Annotated in this window: 15 protein-coding genes; 11 read left to right on the forward strand and 4 right to left on the reverse strand. The window is 50.7% G+C overall.

From position 1 onward, the window contains the following. Window positions 1–14 precede the first annotated feature (14 nt). The 10 genes from ACONT6_RS03570 (at window position 15) to ACONT6_RS03615 (ending at window position 14,165) form a co-directional block, all read left to right on the forward strand. Window positions 15–803 carry a VpsP family polysaccharide biosynthesis protein gene (locus ACONT6_RS03570; RefSeq protein ID WP_428820450.1) on the forward strand — a complete coding sequence of 263 codons (789 nt, stop codon included), beginning with the start codon at window positions 15–17 and terminating at the stop codon, window positions 801–803. 286 nt (window positions 804–1,089) lie between these two features. Then, window positions 1,090–2,241, forward strand: a complete 1,152-nt coding sequence (locus tag ACONT6_RS03575) for a glycosyltransferase (RefSeq protein ID WP_428820451.1) — start codon at window positions 1,090–1,092, stop codon at window positions 2,239–2,241. Then, a complete protein-coding gene (locus tag ACONT6_RS03580) occupies window positions 2,217–3,569 on the forward strand; it encodes an O-antigen ligase family protein (protein WP_428820452.1) in 1,353 nt (450 codons plus the stop codon). The genes ACONT6_RS03575 and ACONT6_RS03580 overlap by 25 nt, the downstream gene beginning before the upstream one ends. A 6-nt stretch (window positions 3,570–3,575) precedes the next feature. Beyond that, a complete protein-coding gene (locus tag ACONT6_RS03585; RefSeq protein ID WP_428820453.1) occupies window positions 3,576–4,466 on the forward strand; it encodes a glycosyltransferase family 2 protein in 891 nt (296 codons plus the stop codon). Continuing rightward, window positions 4,463–5,575 carry a glycosyltransferase gene (locus ACONT6_RS03590; RefSeq protein ID WP_428820454.1) on the forward strand — a complete coding sequence of 371 codons (1,113 nt, stop codon included), beginning with the start codon at window positions 4,463–4,465 and terminating at the stop codon, window positions 5,573–5,575. Before ACONT6_RS03585 ends, ACONT6_RS03590 begins: the two co-directional genes overlap by 4 nt. Then, window positions 5,568–6,857 carry an oligosaccharide flippase family protein gene (locus ACONT6_RS03595; protein WP_428820455.1) on the forward strand — a complete coding sequence of 430 codons (1,290 nt, stop codon included), beginning with the start codon at window positions 5,568–5,570 and terminating at the stop codon, window positions 6,855–6,857. Before ACONT6_RS03590 ends, ACONT6_RS03595 begins: the two co-directional genes overlap by 8 nt. Before the next feature lie 105 nt (window positions 6,858–6,962). Beyond that, entirely contained in the window at window positions 6,963–7,757 is a 795-nt protein-coding gene (locus ACONT6_RS03600; protein ID WP_428820456.1) for a glycosyltransferase family 25 protein, read from the forward strand. 132 nt (window positions 7,758–7,889) lie between these two features. Further along, the gene (locus ACONT6_RS03605) at window positions 7,890–9,344 is read left to right on the forward strand and encodes a hypothetical protein (RefSeq protein ID WP_428820457.1); all 1,455 of its coding nucleotides are present in this window, start codon (window positions 7,890–7,892) and stop codon (window positions 9,342–9,344) included. Window positions 9,345–9,904: 560 nt separating this feature from the next. Then, window positions 9,905–11,677: a DEAD/DEAH box helicase gene (locus ACONT6_RS03610; protein WP_428820458.1), complete on the forward strand. Its 1,773-nt coding sequence runs from the start codon at window positions 9,905–9,907 to the stop codon at window positions 11,675–11,677. 190 nt (window positions 11,678–11,867) lie between these two features. Beyond that, window positions 11,868–14,165 carry a PKD domain-containing protein gene (locus tag ACONT6_RS03615; protein WP_428820459.1) on the forward strand — a complete coding sequence of 766 codons (2,298 nt, stop codon included), beginning with the start codon at window positions 11,868–11,870 and terminating at the stop codon, window positions 14,163–14,165. A 138-nt stretch (window positions 14,166–14,303) separates the two neighbouring features. Here ACONT6_RS03615 and ACONT6_RS03620 read toward each other — a convergent pair whose 3' ends face one another. Together ACONT6_RS03620 and ACONT6_RS03625 are read right to left on the reverse strand one after the other, a co-directional pair. Continuing rightward, window positions 14,304–14,849, reverse strand: coding sequence for a cytochrome b (locus ACONT6_RS03620; RefSeq protein ID WP_428820460.1), 546 nt, complete (start codon window positions 14,847–14,849; stop codon window positions 14,304–14,306). Between the two features lie 54 nt (window positions 14,850–14,903). After that, a complete protein-coding gene (locus ACONT6_RS03625; protein ID WP_428820461.1) occupies window positions 14,904–15,827 on the reverse strand; it encodes a LysR family transcriptional regulator in 924 nt (307 codons plus the stop codon). A 275-nt stretch (window positions 15,828–16,102) separates the two neighbouring features. On the opposite strand from ACONT6_RS03625, the gene metE reads away from it, so the two are divergent. Continuing rightward, window positions 16,103–18,337 carry a 5-methyltetrahydropteroyltriglutamate--homocysteine S-methyltransferase gene (metE, locus tag ACONT6_RS03630; protein ID WP_428820462.1) on the forward strand — a complete coding sequence of 745 codons (2,235 nt, stop codon included), beginning with the start codon at window positions 16,103–16,105 and terminating at the stop codon, window positions 18,335–18,337. A 140-nt stretch (window positions 18,338–18,477) separates the two neighbouring features. On the opposite strand, the gene ACONT6_RS03635 is transcribed toward metE, so the two are convergent. Both ACONT6_RS03635 and ACONT6_RS03640 read right to left on the reverse strand, forming a co-directional pair. Further along, entirely contained in the window at window positions 18,478–19,353 is an 876-nt protein-coding gene (locus ACONT6_RS03635; RefSeq protein ID WP_428820463.1) for a hypothetical protein, read from the reverse strand. Further along, complete coding sequence (locus tag ACONT6_RS03640; protein ID WP_428820464.1) at window positions 19,353–20,618, reverse strand: hypothetical protein; 1,266 nt, start codon at window positions 20,616–20,618, stop codon at window positions 19,353–19,355. Before ACONT6_RS03640 ends, ACONT6_RS03635 begins: the two co-directional genes overlap by 1 nt. Window positions 20,619–20,621 lie beyond the last annotated feature (3 nt).

Genomic DNA, 20,621 nt, shown 5'->3' on the forward strand with positions numbered 1-20,621 from the left:
AAGTTAGAACCCCTATGCACAGTCCATCAATCATGCATTCCCCGTCCGGGCGACGCCGTCGCCGTCGCTCCTCCCGTCGTCAGTCGGGATTTGCCCGGGTGAAGCGACTTTTGTGGCCGGCGGATGTGCCGCTGGCTGCCCGAGTTAGTGTTTGGGGATTGGTGCTTGTTCTCGCATTGCTGAGTATCACCGGGGCTAAGCAGGGGCTGGCCAACCTGCAGGTGATCCATGTGGAGAACCAGCTCAAGTACTGGTACAAACTCGGTAAGGTGGCTTCCCCCGCTTCGATGGATTCAGCTCTTTCCGCGATTGAACGCGCCCGGGAGCTGCACCCCGATAACCCCTATCAATTGACTCTGCACGCACGTTTGCTGGAATGGCGCGCGTTTTCCGGAGGTTCTTCCGCGACAGAGGATTACCGCGCGGCATTAACTCTCCACCAACAGGCAGCGGCGCTGCGCCCCCTGTGGCCGGATAGCTGGGCGGAGATGGCCCAGCTCAAGATCCGCCTGTTTGAATTTGATCAGGATCTGGATAAATACCTCGTTCGGGCTGCCTCCCTGGGGCCTTACACCCCGGCGGTCCATACCGCCATTGTCCAGGCAGGCCTGCCGCGTTTGCCGGCGTTGCACGACGAGCGCCGGGAGATGCTGAAGACCCATATGATTCGGGGAATTGCCGACCATCGCAGCCGCGATGCGGTGCTAACCCAGGTGTCCATGTATATGCAGGAAAGGGAAGTCTGTGGGTGGCTGGCCGAGTCGGAGCTGAACGAAAACTTGCCAGGATTTTGCAAAGGGTAGAACCGGGTGTGCCAAATTGCGCCACATGCCTGATATATAGGTGGTTTGCGATTGGGTACCAAGGCAGCTGGTATAAATATTGCTGCTTAGATTGCATGGCGCTGAATAACTCAAGCTTCAAACCGTAAAGTTTCTCAGGACTTAAAAATGTAAAACCAATACAATAAGTTCAAGGCTGGGCACTCAAGGGATTTAGAGGCAGCCAGTCTGGGTGGCTGATTGTCACAGCTGTTCGCAAGGAATCAGTTGTGAAGCCAAACTTCTGCGAAGGATTTGTGGGGGATGGATGTCTGAATTGAAGGTTGCCGTAGTGCATTACTGGTTAACAGGAATGCGTGGCGGCGAAAAAGTACTGGAATCTATATGTCGGCTATATCCGAACGCGGATATCTATACACATGTATATATTCCAGAGAAGATCAGTGAAACAATCAAGCAACACAAGATAACAACGACTTTTATCGCCAGACTTCCGTTTGCGAAAAAAAAGTACCAGATGTACCTTCCGCTCATGCCCTTGGCATTAGAGCAGCTCGACTTAACCGCCTACGACCTCGTTATCTCCAGTGAATCTGGGCCCGCCAAAGGCGTGGTCACCAGGCCTGATGCTCTCCACATTTGCTATTGCCACTCCCCCATGCGCTATGTATGGGATATGTACCACAGCTACATAAAAAACGCCGGCTTTTTAAAAAAGCTTTTAATGGCGCCGCTTATTCATTATTTAAAGATATGGGATTATTCCTCTGCGGCCAGAGTCGATTACTTTATCGCTAATTCATCTTACGTTTCTCAGCGTATTAAGAAAATTTACCGACGGGAAGCTCATGTCATCAATCCCCCCGTAGAGGTCGATGCGTTTTCAATTTCGGAAGAAATCGATGATTACTACCTTCTTTTAGGCCAGCTTGTGCCCTACAAACGTCCCGATCTTGCTGTGGAAGCATTTGTTCGGTCCGGGCGGAACCTTATCGTCATAGGAGAAGGGGAGTGCTTGAATGAGCTTAAGCGTAAGGCAAACGGCAGTGGCAACATAAAGTTTCTGGGGCGTCAGGATTTTGCGCAAATAAAACGCTACTACGCACGGTGTAAGGCACTGGTATTCCCGGGTATAGAAGATTTTGGGATCGTACCTTTGGAATCGATGGCATCGGGACGGCCTGTCATTGCCTTTGGCGCAGGTGGAGCAATGGACTCCGTACTTCCCGGAAGGACGGGAATCTTCTTTCAGCAGCAGACTGTAAGTGCGCTGAATGATGCTGTTGACCGATTTGAGCAAGACGCCAGTAGATTCAGTCCTCAGTTGATGAAGGATCATGCTGAGAAATTCTCCGTCCCCGCCTTCGAAAACGCTCTGCAAAATTATATTGAAAGCAAGGTCAACCCCACTGATACATTTATAGGCACTACGCAATGGGCTTCTCACTCGGTGGCTTGATGCTTACCGCCTTGGGTTCTTGGGCGCAGGTCCGCAAGCCAACGTTTATTGTCATGCTGTTTGTCGTCAGCGCGCTATTTGGTGCTTCCGCCGCAGTCACTCTCCACTTTTTAGGGGGGCGCCCGATTCAACCGGTAACATTTATGTTGCCGTTCATACTTGTGTATGTTTTGCGCATGCCCAAAGCAGTTGCTTTGATCAAGAAAGCGCTGGTAGAAGACCGAGCAGTACTCGCTTTAATCGCCTTCACCGTAATCGCAATAATGGCGAGCATTTTCTCCCCTCTTTTTTTTCAAGGAGACGTTCTCGTATACAACGTTGAGAAGGGAAATTTTGTTTTAAAGGCTTTGGAGTTTGGCGGGTCTCATATCGCACAGATTATTTACCTTTTGGGCGCGGTTGTGTGTTTCGTTATAGTCGTTGGCCTTTCTCGTACACCTTCCGGCATGGAAATGTTTGCAAACGCATTGATTACCTTGACAGCGATAAACGCACTATTTGGCGTGCTCGATCTTATGACGTTTTACATGGGATTCCCTGAAGCACTTATGTTTATTAAGAATGCAGGATACGCGATGGTCGATCAGAGCATGCATGGTATTCGCAGGATCTCGGGGGTGTTTCCGGAAACATCAGCATTTAGTGGGTTCTCTGTCGGCCTGCTTGGTTTCAACCTGGCGCTGTACCTGAAGGGATACTGCCAAAGATATACCGGTATTTTAAGTTTAGTTACAGCATTCCTCCTGCTGATGACAACCTCTTCCAGCGCATACCTCGGTCTCGTTGGTGTTGTGATCATGGTCATTATGATTGAGAGAGATCGATTGTTACGAGCCAAAATTGGGAAAAATGTGTTTTGGGCTAGCTTGCTCGCCCTGGGGGTAGCTTTTTTTCTGTTGGTCGTATTCACAGAAGATGTATTTGCAATTTTGGAGTCCGCAATTTTCTCAAAAATGGAAAGTGATTCCGGCATAGAGCGAATGAGTTGGAATCATCAGGCTTGGAATAACTTAATAGATACCCAATTTTGGGGGGTGGGGCTCGGTGGTAACCGTGCAAGCAGCTTTCTGATGGTCGTCTTGAGTAATGTGGGTGTAATTGGGCTCGTGGCATTTTTACTGTTTCTGGGATATGCCGTTCGAGGGCGACAGGTTTCTGATTCTAAAGATGAAAATATTGTTGCAGCGGCAGCCAAAGCTGGTGCACTAGTCATATTGTTGCCCGCAATGGCGAGTGCAACTTCATTTTTCTTGGGTATGTTGTTTTACATATTGTTGGGGCTTGGCTGTTCCACGGTCGGTATAAGGCCACTTGTTGCTAGGGAGTGAGTACAAATGGAATTGTCGATAGGTATTGCGACCTGTGGTCGTAAAGATTTATTACATAGGGTCCTGCGAGACCTTTCCAGGCAGTCAGATTTTCCGGATAGAATTTTAATTGCGCCCATAGATGTAGAAAATGATGTGGGTGCGCTTGAATTACCTCAGGATATTCAAGAGTTAGTCTCGGTTGTTGAGGGGCCAAAAGGACTGACTGCGCAGAGAAATACCATCCTGAAAGAACTCGAAAAATGTAGCGGTATAGTGCTATTTCTGGATGATGATTTTTTGTTGCATAAAGATTATTGCAAGGAGCTGCGCCAGATCTACTTGCAGAATCCAGATATTGTTGGTTGCGCAGGTAAGGTAATTGCAGATGGGATTAATTCCCCCGGTATTGAGTTTGATGATGCCCTTTCCTTGGTAAAAAAATATGAGGATTTAGGTGCAGAAACTCTGGTAGATAACGGAACCACGTATGGTTGTAACATGTCTTTCCGGCTGGAAACCGTCAATAAGACTGGAACTCGCTTCGATGAAGCCTTGCCACTTTACGGGTGGTTCGAGGATCTTGATTTCAGTGCACAAATTGCCAGGTATGGTCGGGTGATTAATGCGAACCGGTGTGTAGGTGTTCACATGGGGCATAAAATGGGCCGCACGAGTGGACGAAGATTGGGGTATTCGCAGGTTGTAAACCCCTTTTATATGTGGAAAAAGGGAACTATGCCTCTTTCCGAAACCGTTACAAACGTGACGCGCAGGTTGGTGGCCAATCTGATTCGGTCAGTTAGGCCGGAATACTGGGTGGATCGCCGAGGTCGTGTGCTTGGAAATATTATGGGGCTCTTCGATATTCTTCTCGGGAAGGAAGATCCAAGGCGTATCCTGGAGATTCGTTCATGAATATTGCGGAAAATAAAAAAGGGATCCTCCTGTACGACTATTTGTTTGCAAGGGGCGGAGCTGAGAAACTCTCTTTTAGTATCGTTAGGGGGTTTACTGGGACGGATTTTTGTGTTGCGCTCAAAGACGAGAAGCTATTTCCATCTGAAACCTCGGGGGAGCGTAGTGGATCCATTTATGCGCTCACAAAATACACGGGCCGGAGGGGGTGGAAAACACTCAAAACACTACTCACTTTCGTATTCAGCAAGGTCTTCCGTAAAGACTACGACTGGGCGATTTATAGTGGTGAATATGCACCAATGGCCATTTTGAGAAACCGAAAAAAGGCTAAAAAAAATATTCTCTACTGCCATACCATACCTAGAGCTCCTTACGACCTGAACGAGTTCAAGCGATCTCAAATGGGGCCGTTGACAGGAATTGCTTTTCACTTTCTATGTCAGTTAATTAAGGCGCTGTATGAGCCGTCTATTAAACGTATGGACATAGTTGTCGCAAACTCAGAAAACGTACGAGGCCGAATCAAGAAATATATCGGTCTCGAATCGCATGTTATTAATCCTCCCGTGGACGTGGACCGATTTAAGTGGCTTGGCGTTGGTGACTACTATTTATCGACAGCTCGACTGGAGCCCGCCAAACGAGTCGATCTTATTATCAGGGCATTTATGGAAATGCCTGACAAGAATCTCATTGTTGCGTCCGGTGGGAGCCAATATGAAAAATTGGTCGAAATGGCTGATGGTTTTGACAATATTAAATTTCTTGGCTGGACCAGTGACGAAGAGCTTTACGATGCGGTAGGAAATTGCATCGCGACTATATATATACCAATGGACGAAGACTTCGGAATGTCTCCTGTTGAGTCAATGTCGGCCGGGAAGCCGGTAATTGCTGTAGCGGAAGGGGGGTTGCTTGAAACCGTTGTAGATGGTGAAACCGGAGTTTTCATAGAGGCGGTTAACCATAAGTCGGTTGTGAAGGCAGTTTATGAAATGACTGAATCCCGAAGCTTGAGTTTTCGGGATGCAGCAGAAAAAAGGGCTAAACTGTATAGCGAGCAGCAATTTCTCAGTAAATTAAAGGCTGTAATCGACGGTGATTAATCTCAGCAGATTGACAGGAATATCCTTTTTTAAGTCGCGAGGACTTTTGTGGGTTGGTGGTGTTAATGTTCTGGAGAAGTTAATACATCTCTCGACCTTTTTGGGGCTCTCGCTTTGGCTTGTGCCCGAAGACTATGGTGTGTTTGCTCTGGCTTGGGTTCTGATTGCTATAGGAGATAGCTTTTTTGGCCTTGGTTCCGCGTTTGGTTACATGCGGGAGCGTGAAAATCCTAAGGCAAAGGAAATATTTAATGGTGCTGCATTTCTATTCGCTGCATTTTGGTCAACTCTATGCGTGATTGCTGGTTGTATTATTTTTCTTTGGGGGGCAAAAGAGGTCGGCCAGATCGTATGCTTTTTAGCAATACCTTTTATATGTCGCGGTTTCACATATGGGTGTGCAACCACCTTTGCGCTGAATCAGAATTATCGCCTGATGTCTACATTCCAACTGGCTCCCGCGCTCCTTGGCGGTGTTGCCGGTATTTTTACGGCTATTGAAGGTGGCGGTGTATGGGCGTTGGTTATACGTTATATCGTTGCAGGTATAGCGGGATGTTTTGTAATAGCGTTTTTAAGCCCCTATACACATAGAATTTTAATAGATATAGAGCGCATAGTCCTTTGGCTTAGGGACGGGTGGAAATTGGCGGTTTCAAACAATATTGGCTGGCTGGTAGTTTACCAGATAGAGCAGGTTGTTATCGGTGCTGCTATGGGGCCTGCTATACTCGGGCTGTATAATTTTGCACGCAAGCCAGCCGATATTGCCGGTCAAGTTTTGGATCAAGTTGGGAAACAATTTTTCTTACCCCACTATATCCGAGAGGCTAGTTCTTCACTTCAAGCCGTAAAATCCGCTTTGCTGTTGGCTCTAGTTTGTGCTTTGGGAGCTCTTTGCATTATGGTGGTCGCGGAGTTCCTGCTTATTAATTTTTGGTCAGAGTCTTGGCTACCTGTTGCCGCACTGCTACCTGTGAGCTTGCTTCTTATTCCCCTGGCCGCAATCGATAATGCATTTAAGTCGTTTCTCGCGGCCGCAGGCGATAGCTCAAAGATACTATCAGTTACTATATTCTCTTCTATATTGAGTGTGTTTTTGCTCTTTGCGTGTGTGCAAATGGGGCTCGGGGTTGTCTATATTCTTTGGGCTGCGATCTTGAGTATGCTTATCAAGGTAATTCTTTCTATGTACTTTGTTTTAAAGGTGAAAGTTGGTTCGCCTAATGAGTGTGAACCTAAAGGGTTTATTCAGGCGCACGCCGATGCTGGTGAGGGTTGAAGAAAGTCAGATAGTTGAAGTTTTTACTAGCGTAGTGTCTCGTCGATAAGCTATAGAATCCTCTCGGTTTTTTAAGCGCTTGTTTACTATGAGGTAGGGCTGGGTATGCTTTCAATATATGTCGTAAACTTGGATAAGGACTTAGAAAGGCTCAGCTATATTAGTGCGGAGTTGGCTAACCGAGCTTTGCCATTTAAACGTGTTCCGGCAGTTTGGGGCAGGGCGCTAACCCAGCAGCAGAAAGAGTTTCACTGTTCTTCGGGGAGAGCAGATTTAAGTCTCGCCGAGGTGGGGTGTATGCTGAGCCATATCGATGCTTGGCGTCGGTTTTCGGAAGGCAGCGATGATTTTGCTCTTATACTGGAGGATGATGTCCATTTTAGCGAAGGCTTCTCCGAATTCATTTCTGAGTTTCCAAATTTTGTTCGATCAGATGAACTTGCAGTTCATAAGCTTGAGACATTGCTGGCGTCAGTAACAGTAACTCGTAGACCAGCGTATAGTGTAGGGCCAGTTCGGGCTCACGAGTTACTCACAAATCATGGCGGGACGGCTGCCTATATTTTGAGTCGAACGACCGCAAGTTGGCTCGTAGAAAATTCTAATAGCATGTGTTTAGCCGTCGATTCGGAGCTGTTTGATCCCTCGCGTCGAAATATTCCAAAAATCAAGGTATACCAGTGGATCTCTCCTTTGTGTATCCAGGATTATCTAGTGGGCTCGAAAAGTTTTACGAGTAATATAGTCGACAGACTGGAATACAGCGCTCTAGAAGCTAAGTCCGACAAAGATCCCTTTTTATTTTTAAAATCGGTATTTAGGCCTATCTATACATTGTTGTACTCATGCTTTTTATATCCGGCAGGTAAGGCGAGAGTGACTCTTTTGTGGAAGTCGTAATTACTATAGCGATGTTTCATTTAGAGATGGGTGAGATTTCAGCGGGTCACCTCCCTTGTTCCTTCCGTTTTTTTGACTATATCTTGACTATAAAAAACTAACTTAGCGAATCTCTTTCAAAAGGGGAGTAACATGCAAGGGGCTTTAAAGTCTACCAAAGATGTTGGGGAAAATGCTGCTCAGTACAGCAATACTACTGCACTCGTGGACGAACTAGCTCTTTGTAGACTGGAGGTAATCAAGGAGCCCGCTCTTCTCTCATTGATATCTGAAGCTATGCACTGCACTCGATTGGATAACCCTTACTCTCCTGAGTCGAATGAGCATCATATCTGGAATACAAGTGCCAATGTCGTGGCACCTGTTTTAACCAGTTATGTATACTGGATCTTAAAGAGGGCAAGGGAGGATGAAATAGAGCACTTGTATTTTATTGCTCGCGACGGTTGGGTTTTGCATAAAATCGCTGTTGAAATTATTAAAAGTCAAAACATTGATATAGGTATCTCATACTTGTACGGGTCGCGCCACTCCTGGCACGGTCCAGCTCAGTTTTGTGCAGGTGAGGTAGGGTTCGATTGGATCTTCGACAACACATCCCATCTTTCTTTGAAAACAATATTCGATCGCGTAAATCTTAAGGTCCTTGATTATATTGACTATTTTTCAGGTCTGGTCTCTGAAAATGAAATTGATAGAAACCTCAATAATAACGAGCGAGAAAGCGTTAAGCAGATATTCGTTTCTTCGCCAAATTTACAACGATCGGTAATCCAATCTTCGGAGGAAAGCTTTCTCTTAGCGAAAGATTACTTGCGTCAACAAGGGTTCTCTGTAGAGCAGAGGTCTGGGATTGTTGATATCGGTTGGAATGGGCGCTTACAAAAATCTCTTGCATGTATCCTCGATTACGCAGGTTTACGGCCTAAGTGCGGAATTCGTGGTTATTATTTTGGCTTGATTAGAGTTCCAGAAACGTTGCCAAACGAGAAATATTCAGCGTTTACTTACAATTATGCGTCATCGCCAAGTAGGAGTTTTCTGGAAGCCTATACCACAATGCTTGAGCATTTTATGATGGCTGATCACGGAAGTACGATTGGCTACTCAAAAAGTGCTAACGGCTTGGTGACCCCTGTTTTGAGAAATCAGGAAAATACTGCTGCCGTAAAATGGGGGATCTATGCACAAGCAGACAGTATTACGCAGTATGCAAGAGTCTTCTCAAAAAACGTTTCGATTCATGATATACAAGTTGCAGGGCTAGAAACTATTGCAACCGGAATTTTGAAGCGTTTTTTTAAAGCACCTACTTATTTAGAGGCCACCATTTACGGCAACGCTCTATTTTTCGAAGACCAGAATGAAACAATTGGTCGATTCATCGCGCCACGCCCAACCTACTTCGAGATATTTAAGTTAGTTTTCTTTAGGGGTGCTCAGCCCTACAACGGTTACTGGTTGGAGGCGGCTATTGCCCGGCATAAACACATTTCTCCCTTGCTGAAGGGGCTGCTTGGTCTAAGGAGGACCGTTATAGGATTTATAGGCAAACTGAGAGCAACGCGAGTCGCATTGGCTGAGTAGAGTTCGCCCGCTCGATATGATGCCTATCGTGTGTTTTCTGAGCGCAGCGATTTTTCAGGAGACGGTCACTTGCTGAAATTCGTTCTCGCCGTAATCACGGACACTCTTGTGACTGATTGGTCTCAAAGTTAAGCTGCTTGCTCTTCGTCAGTTCGGGATTCTCTGAAGTGCGGGTGGCTCGAGGCAATTGGATTGTCAAAGCGCTTAAGATCACTCGATATCGGTCTAGTGCAGGCTTGCGTGCCACGCTTCCCACTCAGCACTTAGCTCTGGTTAAAAAATAAGCTGGCAGTATTCCACCAAACTGGTAGACTGCGCAGCCTCTTGTCCCGGCCCGTATCTGGCTTTGAGCCCGAGTAAGGCCTCAAGCGGGACAATTGTCAAAATGGGTAACAGACCTCCTCGCCACAGGCCCCTGTCTCTGAGTTGAATGAGCTTGAAATAGCCGGTGCTATTAATGGGCTTCTTCGCCTTGCCCAGCAATCTTCAGTCGTGCGCTATGGTTATCCCAGTGGGGTAAGCGCCGACTCGGCTCCTATGTACATTCAAGTGAACTCAATATGACCGACAATTCTGCACCTGCTGGTTTTGACCAGCTGGGCCTGCCGACACAAATTCTCGAAGCCGTTACCAAACTGGGTTATGAAACCCCATCCCCCATCCAGGCACAGACTATTCCGTCACTGCTGGAAGGCCGCGACGTGCTGGGCCAGGCCCAGACCGGTACCGGCAAAACTGCCGCCTTCGCACTGCCGCTGCTGGCCGGGCTCGACCTGAAGAGCAAGCGCCCCCAGGCACTGGTACTGGCACCGACCCGTGAACTCGCCATCCAGGTGGCCGAGGCCTGCCAGTCTTACGCCGCCAATCTCAAAGGTTTCCACGTTGCCCCTATTTACGGTGGCGCCGACTACCGCGGCCAGATCCAGCAACTGAAGCGCGGTGTGCAGCTGGTTGTGGGTACCCCGGGCCGTGTTATGGACCATATGCGCAAAGGCACACTGGACCTGTCCGGTCTCAAGACCCTGGTTCTGGATGAAGCCGACGAAATGCTGCGTATGGGCTTTATCGACGACGTGGAGTGGGTTCTCGAGCAGGTCCCCGCTGAGCGCCAGATCGCGCTGTTCTCCGCCACTATGCCGCGGGAGATTGCCAAGATTGCGCGCGATCACCTGAACAACCCGGTAGACGTGAAGATCAAGGTCAAGACCGAGACCGCGGATACCATCCGCCAGCGCTACTGGCCGGTGGGCGGCCTGCACAAGATGGATGCGCTGACCCGCATCCTCGAAGCGGAACCCGTGGATGGCACCATCATTTTTGTGCGCACGAAGAACGCTACCGTTGAGATTGCCGACAAGCTGGCAGCTCGCGGATTTGCCAGCTCTGCCCTGAACGGCGACATGGCGCAGAACCTGCGCGAGCAGGTAATCGACAAGCTGAAGAAAGGCAAGCTGGATATCGTGGTAGCCACCGACGTGGCGGCCCGTGGCCTGGACGTGAAACGTATCAGTCACGTGATCAACTACGATATTCCTTACGACACCGAAGCCTATATTCACCGTATCGGCCGTACCGGCCGTGCCGGTCGCGAAGGCGATGCGATCCTGTTCGTGGCTCCGCGCGAGCGCCGCATGCTGCGTGTGATCGAGAAGGCGACCAAGAAGCCCATCGAGCGCCTGGAGCTGCCGACTGCCAAGGCGGTAAACGCCTCGCGTATGGAGAAGTTCCGTCAGCGTATTACCGACACCCTGCAGGGCCGTGAAGACCTGGCGCCGTTCCGCGACCTGGTGGAGCAGTACCTGGCCGAAAACGAAATGGACCCGCTGGATGTAGCTGCCGCACTGGCCGCCATGGCCCAGGGCGACAGCCCGCTGCTGCTGGACGAGCGCGAGCCGAAGCAGCGCGACTTTAATGACCGGAATGAGCGCAGCGACCGCCGCGACCGCGATTTCGACGACCGCAAGCGCGGTAAGAAAGGCTTTGATAAGCAGAAGCACGTTGGTCCGCCCGATGAAGGCAAAGAGCGTTTCCGCATCGAGGTAGGCCGCGACCATGGCGTACGCCCGGGCAGCGTAGTGGGTGCCATTGCCAACGAAGTGGATCTCGACAGCTCCTACATCGGCCGCATCGAAATCTACCCGGATTACACCACCGTGGACCTGCCGGAAGGCATGCCCAAGGAAATCTTCAACCACCTGAAAAAGGTGCGCGTAAACGGCCGCCCGATGAACATCGCCAAGTTCACCGACCAGGGTGGAAGCGGTGAAGCTCGCAAGGGCGGCAAGCCGTCTTTCGCCGCTAAAAAGCGCAAGCCGAAGCCGCCGCGTGACTGAGTAAATAGTTGTAGCTGCAAACAGAAAGGGCACCCACAGGGTGCCCTTTTTTGTGGGTGTTTGTTTTGTTTCTGTGAATACTTTGAGGATTTTGGTCTGGAGTTCGTCTAGATTTGGCGTCAAATTGATTCGGGCTTTTCAAATTTAGTGATTGCCCTGATGCCTGCTCAAAATACATGGGAATTAGTTGATGAGTATAAAAAATAAACCTTTTGTAGGCTTTGTGATTGGTACGCTCAGCCTTGCTTTGGCCGCCTGCGGTGGTGGTGGCAGTGGTGGCGGTAATGAGGGTGGAACGCCTCAGGAGCCTACTAATCAGGCGCCCTCGGTTACGGTTGAGCCCATCTCTATACAAGAGGGTGCGTCAGCGTCAATCACTGCCTCCGCAACGGACCCTGAGGGTTCTGCGGTTTCCTTTGCCTGGGAACAGAAATCAGGTGTTTCGTTGACGCTTTCTGGGGTTGATACCGGCACGGTTTCTATCCAGGCACCCGCTGTAACCGAAAACGCTGAAGCGACGCTGGTGCTTTCTGTTACTGACGAGGATGGTGCGACCACGACGAAGGAAGTCGCGGTTTCTGTTCTGGCTAACATGGTCGGTGTCACTATCGAGGGCGTAGTAACGGAGGGCCTCGCGGCTAATACCGAAATCCTGTTTAGTGTGGGCGCGCAGGAGTTCACAACTCTGGTAGATGTTGATGGCCACTACGGTGTTTCGATTACCGTGGATGACAGTCGTGTTTCCGATATGGTTCGTGCTGAAGTAACGAATCCAGAGACCAAGCTCAAACTTGTCTCATTGTTGGGGAGCGTGGGCTCGACAATTACCGCTGCGGGTTCAGATGAAGTGGTAACAAGCAGTGAATTGCTTTCGGTCAATATCTCTAGCCTGACGACGGCGATGGCTGCCACGGTCGAGGTGGGCGAGCCTGGAAGCGTTTCTACTGACGAGCAACTCTCAGCACGAAAAAAACTGATCGATGGCTATGAAGCCTTCCAGCTCGCGACATTAATCGAACTCGTAAACGACTACTCGGAATCTGCAGGTATCACAATACCAAGTGAGATCGACGATACCTATGCATTGGTTGCGAACCGTAAGGTTGCGGCCTTACTACTTGCTGAGGCGCGCAATAAAAATCCTGTCACTCACCAGGCCGCGATGGATGCGATTCTGGCTGACTCGCGGCTGGTAGTAACTACGCCGGCTGGAACCGCTGAAATTCAGGATACTTATTATTTTACAACGAGCAATTATGACCTTGGTGCCCGTTTAAGACTCGATCCGCAGGGACTGGGATCACTGAGTGGCTCAAGCTTAAGTGGCAAAAGCGAAATTACCTGGGCGACGACAGCAGAAGGGCTCGAAATTCATGGTGCTGAATCAGTTTTAAGTAGCTTCTATCAGTTTGACGAAAATCTGGGGCGCAATGTTCTAGAGGAACTCGTCTTACAGCCTAAACTAGTCAAGTGGCTTGATCACGGAGCAGAAGTTGACTGGTTGGTAGTCTCTGGGGATGAGTTTACCCGTTATCCCAACGGCGAATATCCTCCCTCTGAGGTGGAACAAAGGATCATTACACCTATCGCGGTCCGTAAAGCAGGCACAGTTGATACCGCGGAATTTTTACAAATGGGTCTTTCCTTGAGTATCCCGTTGCCATCTTTATCTCTAGAAGTTACTGAGCCCACTCCGGATCGGGATCAGTCCTTTTTTGCGGAATCCGTGCAGTTGACCTTCGCTGGTAATCTTACGACCGGTGGCAGTGTGTTGGTAAATGTGGATTCAATCTCTGGCTCTGGTGTGCCGGCTTCCACCCAGGTCAGCTCTCCATGGGAGATCAATGGTAGTGGACATTTGATGATCGGCAATGTTCTGGGCTACGAAGCTGAGTTGGTATTGTTAGAAGGGGACAACCAGCAGTCTCCACTGGTGTTTGTGGAGCTTGATAACGGCGCAAGAGTATTATCTACAACTGGAAACGCCAATCTGAAGGAAGCGCCAGCATGGACACCGGATCGAGCGGTAGGTATCTACATGTATCCGATGAGCTTCAACGCCCCACTGGAGCCATTATGGTTTGAGGTGAATGCGGATGGAACTGCTCTGACCGCCTCGACTTGGGATCAAAACGGGGATGGGGAAATTACTTCGGACGAAACTTCTTTGATGCCGGGACTCTGGCGCATTAATGAAGCCGGAAATTTGCTCATCCGTCGCTACTTCGCGTCGGCTTCAGGGTTCTGTGAGTCTATGATTTGGGATCCTGCACCAGGTGATGAGTGCGTCCTCTATCACGAGCGGGAGTGGGTATTACACCAGGAAGGAGATGGCATTGCTGTTCGGCAGTATCATCGCTTTTTCCTTGATCCCTTCCTGGATGACTCAATGGCGACCCCTGAGGAGCACATTCTTAACAGCGCGAGTATCTTCAATGCCTACTTCGAGCGGGTGGAAGAGAGGCCCGTAGCCATTCCATCCATGTAGGCTAGATACCATGTCCTGAGTACTTCTTGTATCTGGACTCAGGCCAATAAAAAACCGCGCAACTGCGCGGTTTTTTATTGGCTAGTTCCCTTCAGGATAAGGGGCTAAGGGCGTGCTAACTCGAGGCTGTGCGAATGCTCACTTTTTACCAAAAGGCAGCATCTGCCGCAGGGTATTGTCCTTGGTAATAAAGTGATGCCACAGCGCACCACCGATATGCAGCACTAGCAGTACCAGCAGCGCATTCCACAGGAACTCCTTGTGCAGGAAGGCGAACTGCTTGGCGAGGTCGGTATTCTTGGCGACGAAGCTGGGCAGGTCGAATACCCAGAACAGGGTGGTGTCGCGCCCAGCGAACTGGCGCATCAACAGGCCAGTGATTGGCATACCCAGCATGATGATGTACATCAGGCTCTGCACCAGCAGGGACACGGGCTTCTGGAAGCTGCTGCCGTAAAGCGTGGGGCGGCCGTGGGTTGCACGCCAGTAGAGGCGGAAAAAACCGAGAAACAAGACGGAGAAACCAAGGGAGAAGTGCACTACCATCCACCAGCTGCGCATGGGATCGCTGCGCTCGTAAAACTCATGCAGCTCTACCGAGCCCCAGGCGAACAGGATAAAGAATGCAATCAGCCAGTGCAGGGATTTGATGGCCTTGCTCCAGCTATCGGGTGTGGATGTCATCGAGTGGTTCCTTATTTTGATGTCGATCTATGGTTTTCCGGTCTTGAATTTTGATTATTCGGCGGCGGCGCGCACCCCGTTGAGGTTTGCGAAGCAGGTATCCCGCGCTGTGGTGAAAAAGTCCTGCAAAAATGCCTGTTCCAGCATCTCTTCGCGAACCGCCGCGTAGAGTGTACTCCAAAGTCCACTTTTGCCCAGTCTAAGCTGGTTGACCAACCCTTTCTGTAAATATTCGTAAAGCGCCCAGTTAGGAAGCGCACACACACCGCGTCCGCTGACCACCAGCTGGACCATCATTACCGTCAGTTCTGCCGTGCGCACGGAAGCGGGTTCCACATCTGCCGGATCGAGGAAGTGCTGGAAGATATCCAGCCTTTCCCGTTCTACCGGGTAAGTGATCTGCACTTCTTCTGCCAAGTCTTGCGGCTCTACCCATTTCCGGTCCGCCAGAGGATGCTTCCTGCTGATGGCCAGGCACATTTCGAAACTGAACAGGGGCTCGTAGTGAATGCCCTTGAGGGATTCATCCGGATTGCTGGTTACTACCAGGTCGAGGTCTCCCCTTACCAGTGCCGGCAGCGGGGCAAAGTTGAATCCGCTGGAGAGATCCAGCTCCACTTCCGGCCAGTCGTCCCGGTAGGCATCGAGGGTGGGCATCAGCCACTGGTAGCAGCTGTGGCATTCGATGGCGATATTCAGCCGGCCCGCATTGCCGGAGGCCAGCCGCGCGAGATCCCGCTGTGCCACGGCCACCCGCGGCAGTACATCGTCGGCCAGTTGCAGCAGGCGCAATCCGGCACTGGTAAAGCGCAGTGGGCGGGATTTGCGCACAAACAGGCTCTGTTCATGGCGCTCCTCCATCTCCCGGAACAGGTGGGACAGGGCGGACTGGGTGAGGTGCAGGCGCTCGGCGGCGCGCACCATGCTGCCAGTCTCCCGCAGGATGGTCAGGGCCCTGAGGTGGCGGAGTTCTATCATCGGAGTGCCATACGGTCTTTAGGGAAATTCATTTTATTTTGGGTGATCGTGAAAATTATTGAATCTCATATCGGGGGAGGGAAGCAAGTTTTTGTGTTGCTGGCCGGAAAGCTTCTCGCACCACTGCCTATATCTTCCCTCTGTGCTTTAGTTATTTTCATGTTTTAGTTGAAAACTATGAAATTGATTAAACATTGTGTCCGCCGCAGAATGCTTGCCTGAATTCACAGCCCCGGCGCCTGAGTGCCCGGGATGGCATTGATTGGGAAATGGACATGGCAAAGACACACATTCTCGGATACCCGCGTATTGGCGCGAATCGCGAGCTGAAACGCGCGCAGGAAGCCTACTGGAAAGGGGAAATTGATCAGAAAGCACTGCTGGCTGCGGGCTCCCAGGTTCGAAGCCAGAACTGGCAGGCGCAGCAGGCCGCGGGCCTCGCGTTGACGACCGTGGGTGATTTCGCCTGGTACGACCAGGTGCTGAATCACTCGCTGATGTTTGGCGTGATCCCAGAGCGTTTTGCCGAGGGTGCGGCAGACAACAAACTCGACCAGTATTTCCGTCTCGCCCGCGGTCGTGCGCCGTCCGGCGAGCCTGTGGCGGCGAATGCCATGACCAAGTGGTTTGATACCAACTACCACTATCTGGTACCGGAATTCACCGCCGACCAGAATTTCTCCCTGGACAGCGAGTGGCTGCTGGCGGAAGTGCAGGAAGCCCAGAGCCTGGGCCACAATGTAAAGCCGGTCGTGATCGGCCCGCTGACCTACCTCTGGCTCGGCCGCGGTGTGGATAACGCCCTGGAACTGCTGCCAAAGCTGTTGCCCTGTTACGTCGAGTTACTCGAGCAACTGGCAAGCGCCGCCGCCCAGTGGGTCCAGATCGACGAGCCCATCCTCGGCCTGGACCTGCCCGCCCAGTGGCGCGATGCTTTCGCACCGACCTATCAGGCGTTGTCCAAAGCCAGTGGCAGTAAACTACTGCTCGCGAGCTATTTCTCGCCGCTGCAGGAAAATCTTCAGCTGGCATTTGATCTGCCTGTGGATGGTGTACATATCGATGCGGTGCGCGGGCCGGAAGAAGTGGCTCCCGCAGCTGCCGCACTGCGCGATGGGCAGGTCCTGTCCGTCGGCGTGATCAATGGCCGCAATGTCTGGCGAACGGATCTGGCCCGCTGGCAGCAGGAGCTGTCACCACTTGCGAGCAAGCTTGGCGAGCGCCTGTGGATATCTGCCAGCTGCTCACTCCTGCACAGCCCGGTGGACCTGGAAACTGAAACCAAACTGGCAGATGCGGATAAACAGAAACTGGCCTACAGCCGCCAGAAGCTGGATGAGTTGAACACCCTGCAGCAGGCGCTGAAACCCGGTGCCAATACGCTGCCGGCAATTACCAAAACCGAAAGCCCCAGTGAAGCCGACGTGCGCGCGGAGCTCGACAGCACCTGGCGTGCAGAAAAGTATCCACAGCGCGCGGAAGTACAGCGGGAGCGCTGGCAATTGCCGCTACTGCCCACCACAACCATCGGCTCCTTCCCGCAGACCGATGTACTGCGACAGGTACGCAAACAGTTCCGCAATCAGGAAATCAGTGCCGAGGACTACAACGGGCACCTGCGGGCGGAAATCGCCGAAGCCATCCGCCGTCAGGAAATCCTCGGGCTCGACGTGCTGGTACACGGCGAAGCCGAGCGCAACGATATGGTGGAGTACTTCGGTGAGCAGCTGGATGGATTTATCCACACCGGCAATGGCTGGGTACAGAGTTACGGTTCACGCTGTGTGAAGCCACCGATTATCGCTGGAGATATCTCGCGGCCCAATCCGATGACCGTGCAGTGGAGCGAATACGCCCAGAGCCTTAGCAAGAAGCCGGTAAAAGGTATGCTCACCGGCCCGGTTACCATCCTCAACTGGTCCTTCCCCCGCGAGGACATTCCGCGCGCAGTCAGCTGCCTGCAGATTGCCAAGGCATTGCGCGAAGAAGTGCTGGACCTGGAGGCGGCGGGTATCGGTATCATCCAGATCGATGAACCCGCACTGCGTGAAGGGGTGCCGCTGCGTGTGTCTGGCCACGACGATTATTTTGCCTGGGCGGTGGGCTGCTTCCGCTACACCTGCAGTGAAGTAAAAGCGGAAACCCAGATCCACACTCACATGTGTTATTCCAACTTCAATGCGATTATGGATGCGATCGTGGCGCTGGATGCAGATGTCATCACCATCGAGTCCGCACGTTCAGACCTGCGTCTACTGGAGGCTTTTGCCGGAGAGAGGGGAGGGTACCCCAATGAAATCGGCCCAGGTATCTACGATATTCACTCGCCCAACGTGCCCGAGCGGAAGGAGCTGGTAAATCGCCTGTATCAGCTGTTGAAAGTGATTCCGCTAGAGAAACTGTGGATAAATCCCGACTGCGGCCTCAAGACCCGCAACTGGGCGGAAGTGGGTTCGGCGCTGTTGAATATGGTGGAAGCGGCGAGGACCGTCAGGGCCGAAGTGGCCTGATGCCCTGATCGCTTTCCGATACCCCGTAAACGTAGGAGCCTGCCTTGCAGGCGAACACCCGGATCTCCGGACCGTTCGCCTGCAGGGCAGGCTCCTACAGGGCCAAATCAAGTACGCCCAACCTAATACTTTATAGAAAACTATCCTACCAACGCCTTCCGCTGTTTCTCATTCATTTCAACGATATTCAAACCTGTTTCGTCCACCGTTGCCGGCCATTTTAATGGCGGGAACTCTTTGCTGACAGACAGATCTGGGCAGCTTTTGCGGATCTCAGCAAGCTCCCGTGCAAGTTCGGGCGAGGGAGTGAATGTTACGCTATTGATGATGTTGTCGATTAGTTCTTCGGCTGGCTTTGGGCTGATGGCTGCATTTCTTTTCTCAAAACTACCTGCAGTGGATTGATTGTGACTTAAGTAAAAGAACAAAATTCTATTGGAAGATATTGGGAAACAGAACATTGTACTTCGATCGCTCCAGCATTCGCTTTCAACCTTAAAGCGCGCAGATGGTACAGGGAGCACCTTAATAGGCTCCCAATCAATCGGTCCCAAATAATCTGGAGAACCATCTTCATGCATATGCCCATAGTCTGCAGTTAAGAAGGCGGCTATGGCAGCTTCGAAAGCTCGAGGATGAAGAAAGTTTAAGTTATGTTGCTCATTCACGGGTGAAATCGCAGCTATATATAGGCTTGCTCTTGCCTTTTCGCCGGTAAACCATGGGCCATAAAATGCATATTTCCTTTGAAAAATTGCAGTGGATGCCCAAGTGTCATCGTAAGATTTTATGTCGCGAGTATTTAGCCTCTCTAGATTGTCTTCCTTCCAGCTGGATGTGAGTTGTTCAGATCCAGGGCGGAAGAAGTGATATTGCGTAGGTGCTCGAAAGGAAACTTCGCTTCCTTGTAAGCGATACTTGTATTTCTTCGCAGAATGAAAGTTGGGCCCCTTTGGTACACAAAACCCGGTGTGCTCCCGAAGTTTAAACCTTGTATATTTGATAAAATCCAACATCAGAATTTGCTCTTTATCTTATTGTGGATACGCGGAGCAACATTTTCTGTTATTGCCATGGCCGCGTCAGTTAGAGCTTTGGTGTCTTTTACGTACGGCTTGGCCGCTGAAAGCGCTTTCAAGAACGCGCCAATAGCTGGCACGGCAGCAGCTCCTGCGACGCCGACACTGCTTGCGATTGCTCCAACGTTAATGCCCGTGACTCCTGCGACGGAAGTGACAATCCCTGCCCCTGTTCCGAGTAGAACTCCTAATTGAGCGGCATCTCCAAGAGTTTGCCCTAATTTGAAGTCTTTTTCATTTCGCATTCGGTTTATAGATGCTGATGGGGATCCCGCGATTCCAGCAAAATTAAAGGCGGATACTCTGCTCACCTTTCGTCCCATATTCATGCCAAGTAGTCTGGCATGTTCAATAGCTTTTACCTGAGAAGTTTTTGGTTCAAATAGAAAAATATTGTGGGAAGGCAGCTTTTTTCCTTGGTCTGCTAATATTTTCATTGCTTGCGTCAATACCGCAGATCCACCTCGTTCGGCTATCCAGCTTATATTTTTTATTTTTCTTGCTTTATACATTGATCGTGCAAGGAGAATAGCCGACGTATGTATATTTTGGTTTTCACAAGGTTTGATCGCATCTTTAAGTTTGGTTAATCCACCAATTCGTCCGACTCCGGGGGTGAGATGCAGCTCAAACCCTGATTCCCTTAGATCCCTTTCACCTACTTCTGGGCTGTAATGACTTGATGCAACACTAGGAGCGACAGTCTCAGCAGCGATATTTTGATCTGAATATCTTGAATCACATATGGCAACAAGACGTCCCTCGTCAGGCTTAACTTCTCCTGTCGTACGCTTTTTAGCCTGCCATTGCGATTTTGCGTATTTAGCAGTGAAAATTCCTGGTGTGGTTTTCTTGCCCTGTAATTCCGAATACCCGGCATCCGCCTCAAAATAAACAATCTTGAACGCATCCTTGGACTGCTTTTCCACCGTAACCTTACAGCCCGGCAGAATCATCACAAACTCTTCCTCACCGCCACGGTGCACAGGACCGGGCTTGATAAAGATATTGTCCTGATGGAGGCGGCCAGAAGCGAGTTGATGGAGGGCGTTGACGGTGATCTGGGCCCAGTAGTTGCCTTGTTGGGCGAGGCTGCGGATTTCCTTGTACACGGGTTCCGCTTGCGGGGTGATGCTGATTTTTTTGCCGGCGGATTTCCCGGCAATGATCACATCTTGCTTGAGGCCTTTGTTGGCAAACATGTT

The organism is Microbulbifer sp. MCCC 1A16149 (assembly GCF_050368945.1).
GTDB lineage: Bacteria > Pseudomonadota > Gammaproteobacteria > Pseudomonadales > Cellvibrionaceae > Microbulbifer.